This window comes from Kitasatospora sp. NPDC057738 (genome assembly GCF_042798815.1).
Taxonomy (GTDB): domain Bacteria; phylum Actinomycetota; class Actinomycetes; order Streptomycetales; family Streptomycetaceae; genus Kitasatospora; species Kitasatospora lactacystinica.
The window spans coordinates 15,796-25,527 of sequence record NZ_JBHVJT010000005.1; the positions used below are offsets into that span (position 1 = coordinate 15,796).

A 9,732-nucleotide genomic window follows, 5' to 3' on the forward strand; every position below is an offset into this window, starting at 1 on the left:
TGAGCAGAACCGATCAGACCGGGGCAGAGTCGGACCGATTCGGGCGGGATGGGACGATACCTGCCATGCCAAGCAAGTCTCCCCCGGTCCGGGGCATCGACGCCCCGCCCGACCCGCTCCGCCGTCTGCTGCTCGAACTGGGCGAAGCCCTGCTGGGCGGCGGCCTGCCCGTCCATGACGTCGAAGAGGAACTCCACTGGCTGGGGCGGGCGCTGGGGGCGCCGGACGTACGGGTCGCCGCCCTGACCAACGGGCTCTTCGTCGCGCTGGGGCCGGACGACGCCACCCGGTTCCAGCCGGTCGGCACCGCGCTGCGGTTCGAGCAGACGGCCGACGTCCTCCACCTGGTGCACCGGCTGCGGGCGGGCGAGCTCGACGGGTCCCGGGCGCTCGCCGAGCTGGACGGGATCCGGCGGGCGCCGGCCCGCCGGCCCGCGTGGGTGTCGGACCTCGGGGCGCTGCCGGTCGGGGTGGGGGTCTGTCTCTTCCTGCAGCCGGTGGCGGCGAACGTGCTGGCGGCCGGGCTCGGCTCGCTGATCGTCGTGGGGCTGACCGTGCTCGCCCGGCGGCTGCCGTACCTGCGGCCGCTGCTGCCCGTCACCGCCGGTTTCCTGGTCGCGCTGCTGGTCCTCTCGCTCGCCCGGGCCGGGCTGCTGGAGGGCCCGCTGCGGACCATCGTGGCCACGCTGGCGATCCTGCTGCCGGGCGGACTGCTCGTCACCGGGCTGTCGGAGATCGCCGCGGGTGCGTCCAGCGCGGGTACGGCCCGGCTGGTGTCCGGTGCGGTGCAGCTGGCGCTGTTCCTCGCCGGGGTGGCCGCGGCCGCGACGGCGGCCGGCGTGCCGGCCGCCGCGCTGGCCGACGTACAGGTCGCCAGGCCGAGCTGGTGGGTGATCGCGCTGGGGCTGGCGCTCGCGGTGGCGGGTGTGGTGGTCAGCGTGAACACCCCGCCCTCGGCCGTCCCGTGGATCGTCGTGGTGATCGCGGTCAGCGTCACGGTCCAGGTGGTGGTGGGGTCGGCGCACGGCGCGGCGGTCGGCGGCCTGGCCGGCGCGGTCACCGCCGCGGCCGCGGCCACCCTGGTGCACTGGCTGCCGGGCGGTCCGCTCTGGCAGGTGCTCTACCTCCCGGCGTTCTGGATCGTGGTACCGGGCTCCTTCGGCCTGCTGCACACCGCGCAGATCGAGGTCGGGAACGGCGCGCAGTCGGTGCTGACGGCCGTGTCGGCGGTCTTCGGGGTGTCGATCGGCACCCTGATCGGCTCGGTGATCAGCCGGATCCCGCGTCCCTCCCGCGCCGTGCTGCTGCCCCGGGCCTGAGCCCGGGGCAGGCGGGGCCCCCGACGCGGGCGAAGCCCCCGCTCAGGGGTGGCGCAGGGCCTCGGTGAGCCGGTGGGCGGCCTCGACGACGGCCTGGGAGAGGTGGGCGCCGGGGTGCCGGGTGAGGCGTTCGATCGGGCCGGAGACCGTGACGGCGGCGACCACCCGGTTGGACTGGCCGCGGACCGGCGCGGAAACGGAGGCGACCCCGAGTTCGCGCTCGCCGACCGACTGGGCCCAGCCCCGGCGCCGCACCCCGCTCAGCGCGGTGGCGGTGAAGCGGGCGCCCTGCAGTCCGCGGTGGAGCCGTTCGGGCTCCTCCCAGGCGAGCAGGATCTGGGCGGCGGCGCCGACCTTCATGGGGAGGGTGACGCCCACCGGAACGGTGTCGCGCAGGCCGGTGAGGCGCTCGGCCGCGGCCACGCAGATCCGCACCTCGCCCTGCCGGCGGTAGAGCTGGGCGCTCTCGCCGGTGATGTCGCGCAGCTGGGTGAGGACCGAGCCGGCCGCGGCCAGCAGCCGGTCCTCCCCGGCCGCCGTCGCGAGCTCGCCGAGCCGCGGGCCGAGCATGAACCGGCCCTGGGTGTCCCGGCTGACCAGGCGGTGGTGTTCGAGTGCGACGGCCAGCCGGTGGGCGGTGGGCCGCGCCATGCCGGTGGCGGCGACCAGGCCGCCCAGCGTGACGGGGCCGGCCTCCAGGGTGCCGAGGATCGAGGTGACCTTGTCGAGCACGCCGACGCCGCTCGTGTTCTCCATGTGGGGGTACTCCAGTCTCGGGGCCCGGAGCAGCGGACGGTCGCTGCTCACGGCGGCTCCTGGCGGGGAGCCGGGGGGTGTGGTCAGCGAGGACGGGCCGGGGGAAACGGCCGAATGCCTGCGCCGGGCACGAGACGGGTACGCGAAAGCGCCGGGGCGGGAAGCGCCCGGGCGAAGGACAGCACAGAGAGCACCGTGTCTCCTCATCTTTCCCGCGCCACAGTGGCGACAGGCCGGAGTTGGCACTGCCCCCGGACGGCACGGCGCGTACTTCGGACGCCGGGTCGAACGGGGAGTTGCCGGGGCTTCGTAGGGCCGGTCCCTCCACCCCTCTGGATGATTCGCCAGGAACGATACAAGACTTCCCGGGCCGCTCGGCAAGCCCCCCCACCCCCGACCCCCACCTCCGACTCCCACCCCCGGCCGCCGCCCGCGGGCCCGCTCAGCGGTGGCGCGGCTCCGACAGGCCGGTGCACGGGGCCCGGTCCGGGCCGCCGGGGGCGGTGGCGTCCCAGGCATTCAGGGCGTCGAGGGCGGCGGCGCGTTCGGAGGCCGTCGGCCGGGTGCCCTCGGGGCCGAGCAGGTAGTCGGCGACCGGGGTGAGCAGCAGGGTCGCGTCGCCGGCCGGGAGCAGCAGGGCCTCGTCCCACCGGTGCCGGATGACGGTGCGGCGCAGCAGGGTGCCGTGGCGCGGCCGGAGCGGGCGGTGGCGGCCGCGGCGGCGGCGCCGTTCGGGGGCGACCTCGGTCTCCAGGACGGTGCGCACGTCCCGCAGGGAGCCGAGCGGCACGTGTTCGGCGGCGAGGTCGAGGAGGGCGGCGGCCTCCGGGGCGAGCCGGTAGGCGGCGACCACCGCGGCGGTCTCGACGGGGTCGAAGGGCTGCCCGGCGAGCTGGGCCACGTCGATCACGTCGCCCGCGAGGAAGGCCCGCCCGAGTCCCTCCTCGGCGAGGGCGATCAGGCATTCCACGTGGTCGTCGGCGGCCAGGTAGGGGCGGACCGGGACGGTGGCGAGGTCGCCGGTGAGCGCGGCGGTGGCGACCCGTACCTGGTACCACGGGTCCAGCAGCGGGTCCTCGCCCGGCCAGCGCAGGGTGACGGCGGTGTGCCGGGGCCGCTCGCCGAACAGGGTGACCTCCACGGACTCCACCGGGTGATCGGTGACCAGCCGGTTGACGGCCTGCCAGAGCGTGGCCTCGGTGGGGCTGACGAGGCCGAGCTCGGCCAGCGGCCGGGGCAGGTCGGGCGGGTAGTAGCCGGCCAGTGGCAGGTCGCGGATCGGACGGACCCCGGTGGCGTCGGCGAGGTCGCGCGCGACGCCCGCGTAGCACTCGGCCCGGTCGCGGGCGCGCTGCAGCTCGGCGCGGGCGTGCCGGCCCATCCGGACGCCGTCCCGGGCGAGCGCGGCGAGCACCAGGTACGGGAGGTGGCGCTCGCCCCGGGCGCGGTGGAGCAGGTCGACCGGTCCGGCGGCCGGGTCGACGTCGAGCAGCCGGTGGAGCAGGTCGGTGTTCATGGGGGTCCGCCTCCGAGAGCCGTGGTGGTCGGCCGGACGGCGGCCGGGCGACCGGGGACGTGGCGGGTCCGGCGGTCGGGGCCGGGCCGACTGCGGGCGCCACACCGTCGATTGTGGTCACGGCCGATCAACGCCGGATCACCACCGGGTCGATGATCCCTCGACATCCGCGGGGTGCCGTGGGTTGATAGGGGCTCATCGAATCGGGGGGCGGCACGTGCGCGGACGGGGGCGAGCACATGAGGCGGGCAGGTGCAGGGATGGATGATTTCCGGTTCTCGGTGCTGGGACTGATGAGAGCGCAGCGCGGCGCGACCGCGCTGAAGGTGGGCAGCCCCCAGCAGCAGGCGATGCTGGCGGTGCTGCTGCTGCGGCCGGGCCACGGCGCGAGCGCCACCGACCTGATCGACGCCCTGTGGGGCGAGGAGCCGCCGGGCACCGCGATGACGACGGTGCGCACGTACGCCTGGCGGTGGCGCAAGGTGCTGCACGGCGAGGAACCGGACGCGCCGACCGTACTGACCTCGGTCGGGGACGGCTACCGGCTGGTGCTGCCCAAGCACGCGGTGGACGCCGCGCAGGCGGAGGAGCTGGCGGCGCAGGCCGAGCGCACGGCGGCCGCCGGGCAGCCGCAGCAGGCACGTGATCTGCTGAACCAGGCACTGGAGTTGTGGCAGGGCGAGCCGCTGGCCGGCATCCCCGGCCCGTTCGCGCAGCGCCAGCGCCAGCGGCTCCAGGAGCTGCGGCTGACCCTGCTGGAGGAGCGGATCGCCCTGGACCTGGCGCTCGGCCGCTACTCCCGGTGCATCCCGGAGCTGACCTCGCTGACCACCGAACACCCGCTGCACGAGCGGGCGTACGGGCTGCTGATGCGCGCGCTGTACCAGGCCGGGCGGCAGGCGGACGCGCTGGCGGTGTTCCGCGGCGCGCGTCAGCTGTTCCTGGCCGAGCTGGGCGTGGCGCCCGGAGCGGAGCTGGACCTGCTGCACCAGCGGATCCTGGAGGGCGACCCGGCGCTGGCCGCCCCGGCGCCGGTCCTGCGGCCGGTGTCCGCCCTGCCCGGGCCGGCCGCGCCCGTGCCCGGCCCGGCGGAGCGGACCGCGCCCGGGGCCGGATCGCCGGAGCCGGCCGGCGGACCCGCGGCGCCGGACGCACCCGCCGCCGCCCCGGCCGGGAACGGCGTGCCGGCCCCCAGACCGGCCCAGCTCCCGCCCGACGCGGCCGACTTCACCGGCCGTACGGTGCTGGTGGAGCGGCTGGGCGGGGCCCTCGGCGCGCCCGGCCAGCAGGCGCTGGCGATCGCGACCGTGGTCGGCATGGGCGGGGTCGGCAAGACCGCGCTGGCCCTGCACGTCGCCCACCGGGTGCGCGAGGCCTACCCGGACGGGCAGCTCTACGTCGACCTGCGGGGCGCCGACGCCACCCCGGCCGACCCGGAGGCGGTGCTCAGCGGCTTCCTGGTGGCGCTCGGCGTGCAGGCCGACGCGGTGCCGGACGGACTGGACGCCCGCTCGGCGCTGTTCCGCTCGGTGGTGGACGGCCGGCGGCTGCTGCTGGTGCTCGACAACGTCCACGACACGGCGCAGATCAGACCGCTGCTGCCGGGCGCGGTCGGCTGCGCCGTGCTCACCACCAGCCGCACCCGGCTGTCCGGACTGCCCGCGACCGTCCAGGCCGACCTGGGCGTCTTCGAACCCGAGGAGGCGCTCGAACTGCTGGGCCGCACCATCGGCGCCGAACGGCTGTCCGCCGAGGCCGAGGCCGCCCGGGAGCTGCTGCTCGTCTGCGGCCACCTCCCGCTCGCGGTGCGGATCGTGGCGGCCAGGCTGGCCGCCCGGCCGAGCTGGACGGTGCAGACGCTGGGCCGCCGGCTGGCGGTCGAGCGCCGCCGGATCGACGAGCTGCGCATCGGCGACCTGGAGGTGGCGGCCGCCTTCGAGCTGAGCTACCGCCAGTTGACGCCCGCCCAGGCCCGGGCGTTCCGGCTGGCCGCCTCGGTGGACGGTCCGGACCTCGGACTGCAGGCCGCGGCCGCCCTGCTGGACCTCGACGAGTACGACGCCGAGGACCTGCTGGAGGCCCTGGTGGACGTGGCGATGATGGAGTCGCCCTTCCCCGGCCGCTACCGCTTCCACGACCTGCTGCGCGCGTTCGCCCGGCGCCGTCCGGACGATCCCGGCGCGGCGGTGGCGGCCCGCGACCGGATGCTCGACCACCTGCTGGCCACCGCGTGCACGGCCTTCCAGCACGCCGTTCCCGGGGATCCGGCGGCCGGCGCGCTGGGGCCCGCCCGCAGCGCGGGCGTTCCGCTGGACGGCCCGGACGGGGCGCGGGCCTGGGCCGAGGCGGAGGGTTCCGGGGCGATCGCGCTGGCCGCCCAGGTGGCGGGCTGGACCGTCGCGGACGACGCCGCGGCCGCCCCGCCCGCCGCTGCCGACGGCCCCGCGCCGACGCATGGCCCGACACACGGGCCGGGGCAGGGCCCGGGGCCCGAGCCGCTGCGCGCCGCGATCGATCTGCTGATCGCGCTCACGCCGTTCGTCCTCGCCCCGCCCAGCCGTCAGCTGGCCACCACCGCAGAGGCCCTGGCCGCCGCCGCGGTCCACCGCGCCGACCACCGGGCAGCTGGCCGGGCGCACTTCCTCCGCGGCAACGTCGCCCTGGCCGCCACCCGGCTGGAGGAGGCGGAGGCGGCCTCCCGGCTGGCGGTGGCCGCCTCCCGCTCGGCGGGCGACACGGTGATCCTGCGCCAGGCGCTGAACGACCTCGGCCTGGTCTGCCAGTTCCTCAGCCGCTACGACGAGGCCGTCGGGCACTACGACGAGGCGCTGCTGCTGGCCCGCGAACTCGGCCACCGCTCCGGGGCGCTGGTGACGACGGTGAACGCGGCGCTGGCCCGGGTGCGCAGCGGGCGGGCCGCCGAGGCGGTGCCGATCTGCCACGAGGCGCTGGCCGAACTGCGGACCCGGCACGACGATCCGGGCCGGGCGTACACGCTGTACGTGCTGGGGCTGGCGCTGCACGGGCTGGGGCGGCACGAGGAGGCGGTCACCTGGTTCGGCGAGTGCCTGGCGGTGGCCTCGGCGGCCGGTCTGCGGGCCCGGGCGGCGCACGCCCGCTACCGGATGGCGGACAGTCTGCGGTCGCTGGGCCGGACGGACGAGGCGCTGGAGCACGCCGGGCAGTCGCTGGAGCTGTGCGAGGAGCTGGGTGCCGAACGGGACCAGGGCCACGCGCTGGTGGTGCTGGGCCGGACCCTGGCCGACCTCGGGCGGGAGGCCGAGGCGGGCGGCCGGCTGCGGGAGGCGCACCGGATCTTCGTCCGGCTGGGGCTGCCGGAGGCGGCGGAGGTGGCGGGGCTGCTGTCCGCGCGGGAGGGTTCTGCCGCATCGGCCGCGCCGGCTCCGTCGGCCGTATCGGCTCCGCCGGCCGTATCGGCTCCGTCGGTCCCGTCGGCTCCCTCGGTCCCGAAGGGGCGGCGGGCCGCCGACCGGCTCTCGTCGGGCTGCTGAAGAAACGATCCTGCGCCCGGCTTCGGCACGCTCAGGAGCCGGTGCTGTTCCAGTCGCCGGTGCTGCCGTGCCCGGTGCTGGTCGGGGTCGGGGTGGGGACGGCCGTCGGCGTCGCGTCGCCGCTCACCACCGTCGCCGTCCCGGTGCCGGCCGACTCCGCCACGGCGGCCGTGGCGGAGAGGCCCGCGCCCAGGGCGACGACCACCCCGAGGCCGACCGTGAACAGCCGCAGGCGGGTACGGGCGGTGGCCGGACGCTGCGTCATCTCTGGTGCTCCCTTGGGTCGCTTCCCCGGGGGGAAGGGGTTCCGTCGTGGTGTGGCACCAGTCTGGCCGGGGGCGGTCAACGGCCGATCTACAGCCGAGCACCGGTGGTCACCACTGATCACCGGTGCCCGGCCGAGCCGCTTCTCAGACCTCCGAACGGTTCTCCGAACGAATCTCCGAACGGAACTCCGAACGAATCTCCAGGGTGCAGCACTTCACGCTGCCGCCGCCCTTGAGCAGCTCGCTGAGGTCCATCCCGATCGGCCGGAAGCCGCGCTCGCGCAGCCGCGCGGCCAGGCCGACGGCCGCCTCCGGCAGCACCACGTGCAGGCCGTCGCTCACCGCGTTGAGGCCGAACACCGCCGCGTCCTCGCCGCCCACCAGCAGCGCGTCCGGGAACAGCCGCCGCAGGACGGCACGGCTGCCGGCCGAGAAGGCCTCCGGGTTGTACATGATCTCGTCGCCGTCGAGCACGGCGAGCGCGGTGTCCAGGTGGTAGTAGCGCGGGTCGACCAGCTCCAGCCCGATCACCGGCCGGCCGAAGAACTCCTGGGCCTCCGCGTGCCCGTCGGCCACGCTGCGAAAGCCCCGCCCGGCCAGCACGGAGCCCGCGGTCAGCAGCAGGTCCCCCTCGCCCTCGTTGACGTGCTCCGGATCGCGCGTCTCGAAGCCCCGGGCGCGGAACCACTCCAGGTAGGCCGGGCCCTCGGCGGCCCGCTCGGCGTTGCGGAAGCGCGCGCCGAGCACCTTGCCGTCCACCACGGTGGCGCCGTTGGCCGCGTAGACCATGTCGGGCAGGCCGGGCAGCGGGTCGATCAGGTCGACCCGGTGGCCGAGCTCGCCGTAGAGGGCGTACAGCCGCTCCCACTGGGCGACGGCGAGGTCGGTGTCCACCGGCTTGGCGGGGTCCATCCACGGGTTGATCGCGTAGCTGACCTCGAAGTGGGTCGGACGGCACATCAGGTAGTGGCGCGGGCGGGCGGTGCGGGTCATCGGGGCCTCCGGGTGAGGGCGGATCGGGAGGTGGCGCGAGGTGGCGCGGGATGGGGCGGGGCGGCGCGGTCAGGCGGCGGGGTCCGACGGCCGGGTCGGGAAGTCGCGCAGGCCGCGCAGCGGGCTGGCCAGCAGCACCCCGCCGGCCGAGAGCAGCACGCCCGCCATCAGCCAGATGGTGCCGCGGGCGCCGATCACCTCGCCGAGCCAGCCGCCGAGCAGGGCTCCCACCGGGATCGCGCCGTAGTTGAGGGTCGCGGAGCTGGCCCTGATCCGGCCGATCATCTCGGGCGGGCAGTAGGCCTGGGAGAAGCTGCCGGCCAGGACGTTGCCCGCCACCACGCCGCAGACCGCGACGGCCCAGGCGAGCGCGCTGACCACGAGCGGCAGCCGCTCGCCCGCCAGCGGCAGCAGCAGGATGAAGGGCGCGACCACCAGCTCGCAGACCAGCAGCCCGCGCGCGGTGCCCAGCCTGCGGGCGATCCGCCCGGCCAGCATCGCACCGGCCAGCCCGCCGACGCTCACCAGCGCGAACACCGCGCCCACCGCGCCCGGTTCGATCCCCACGCTGCGCACCAGGAAGACCGTCTGCACGGCCTGGATGCCGTTCAGTCCCAGGTTGCCGACCGCCGCGAAGCAGGCGAACGTGCGCAGGTAGGGATCGCGCAGCAGGAACCGGACGCCCTCGCCGATCTCGCGCGGGATGCCGCGCCGTTCGGACACCGGCGGGGGGCGCTCCTCCGTCCTGATCCGCCGCAGGCAGAACGCCGACACCAGGTAGGTGAGCGAGTCGGCGAGCATCCCGCTGGCGGCGCCGAAGGCCTGCGCGAGCAGACCGGCCGCGCCCGGGCCGGCGATCTCCGCCGCCGAGGCCCCGGAGCGCAGTTTGACGTTGGCCTCCAGCAGGTCGGCCTTCGCCACCAGGGTGGGCAGCACCGCCCCGTAGGCGGTGGAGAAGAACACCTTCACCGCCCCGGTCAGCAGGGCCACCACCACCAGCTGGGCGAGGGAGAGCGCCCCCAGCCACGCGGACACCGGGACGCTGGCGAAGAGGACGAGCAGCAGCAGGTCGCAGACCAGCATCACCCGCAGCCGGGGCCAGCGGTCCACCCAGGCTCCGGCCGGCAGGCCGAGGAACAGCCAGGGCAGCCAGGCGGCGGCGTTGATCACGCCCACCGCGAAGGGGCCGGCGCCCAGGGTGACCACGGCCACCAGGGACAGTGCCACGCTTCCGACGGCCGTGCCGAGGGTGCTGGTGGTCTCACCGATCCAGAGCCGGCGGAAGTCCCCCTGGGCCCACAGGCCCCACCGGCCGCGCGGCCGCTCCGGCGGCGCCGGTGATTCGATCGGGACGGTGGTGGTCATCGCGG

Annotated in this window: 7 protein-coding genes and 1 riboswitch; of the genes, 2 read left to right on the forward strand and 5 right to left on the reverse strand. The window is 76.2% G+C overall.

Features of this window, described 5'->3' with window-relative positions; genetic code table 11:
- The first annotated feature begins 65 nt into the window (after positions 1-65).
- Positions 66-1,319 carry a threonine/serine exporter family protein gene (locus ACFVGO_RS04110; protein WP_380630806.1) on the forward strand — a complete coding sequence of 418 codons (1,254 nt, stop codon included), beginning with the start codon at positions 66-68 and terminating at the stop codon, positions 1,317-1,319.
- A gap of 42 nt (positions 1,320-1,361) precedes the next feature.
- Here the strand turns inward: ACFVGO_RS04110 and ACFVGO_RS04115 are convergent, their stop codons facing one another.
- Complete coding sequence (locus ACFVGO_RS04115; RefSeq protein WP_359911426.1) at positions 1,362-2,075, reverse strand: IclR family transcriptional regulator; 714 nt, start codon at positions 2,073-2,075, stop codon at positions 1,362-1,364.
- 200 nt (positions 2,076-2,275) lie between these two features.
- A riboswitch (SAM riboswitch) is annotated at positions 2,276-2,418 on the reverse strand.
- Positions 2,419-2,517: 99 nt separating this feature from the next.
- Positions 2,518-3,591: a hypothetical protein gene (locus tag ACFVGO_RS04120; RefSeq protein ID WP_359911380.1), complete on the reverse strand. Its 1,074-nt coding sequence runs from the start codon at positions 3,589-3,591 to the stop codon at positions 2,518-2,520.
- 260 nt (positions 3,592-3,851) lie between these two features.
- On the opposite strand from ACFVGO_RS04120, the gene ACFVGO_RS04125 reads away from it, so the two are divergent.
- Entirely contained in the window at positions 3,852-7,103 is a 3,252-nt protein-coding gene (locus tag ACFVGO_RS04125; protein ID WP_380630807.1) for a BTAD domain-containing putative transcriptional regulator, read from the forward strand.
- Between the two features lie 31 nt (positions 7,104-7,134).
- Here the strand turns inward: ACFVGO_RS04125 and ACFVGO_RS04130 are convergent, their stop codons facing one another.
- The 3 genes from ACFVGO_RS04130 to ACFVGO_RS04140 form a co-directional block, all read right to left on the reverse strand.
- On the reverse strand, positions 7,135-7,368 hold the full coding sequence (locus ACFVGO_RS04130) for a hypothetical protein (RefSeq protein ID WP_380356328.1): 234 nt from the start codon (positions 7,366-7,368) through the stop codon (positions 7,135-7,137).
- Between the two features lie 145 nt (positions 7,369-7,513).
- Positions 7,514-8,362 carry a dimethylargininase gene (gene ddaH / locus ACFVGO_RS04135; protein ID WP_380630808.1) on the reverse strand — a complete coding sequence of 283 codons (849 nt, stop codon included), beginning with the start codon at positions 8,360-8,362 and terminating at the stop codon, positions 7,514-7,516.
- A 69-nt stretch (positions 8,363-8,431) separates the two neighbouring features.
- The gene (locus ACFVGO_RS04140) at positions 8,432-9,727 is read right to left on the reverse strand and encodes an MFS transporter (RefSeq protein WP_380356334.1); all 1,296 of its coding nucleotides are present in this window, start codon (positions 9,725-9,727) and stop codon (positions 8,432-8,434) included.
- Positions 9,728-9,732: the final 5 nt, after the last annotated feature.

Coding starts and splice junctions, on each gene's coding strand:
- ACFVGO_RS04110 (WP_380630806.1), top strand. CDS start 66: ATGCCAAGCAAGTCTCCCCCGGTCCGGGGCATCGACGCCCCGCCCGAC.
- ACFVGO_RS04115 (WP_359911426.1), bottom strand. CDS start 2,075: ATGGAGAACACGAGCGGCGTCGGCGTGCTCGACAAGGTCACCTCGATC.
- ACFVGO_RS04120 (WP_359911380.1), bottom strand. CDS start 3,591: ATGAACACCGACCTGCTCCACCGGCTGCTCGACGTCGACCCGGCCGCC.
- ACFVGO_RS04125 (WP_380630807.1), top strand. CDS start 3,852: ATGGATGATTTCCGGTTCTCGGTGCTGGGACTGATGAGAGCGCAGCGC.
- ACFVGO_RS04130 (WP_380356328.1), bottom strand. CDS start 7,368: ATGACGCAGCGTCCGGCCACCGCCCGTACCCGCCTGCGGCTGTTCACG.
- ddaH (WP_380630808.1), bottom strand. CDS start 8,362: ATGACCCGCACCGCCCGCCCGCGCCACTACCTGATGTGCCGTCCGACC.
- ACFVGO_RS04140 (WP_380356334.1), bottom strand. CDS start 9,727: ATGACCACCACCGTCCCGATCGAATCACCGGCGCCGCCGGAGCGGCCG.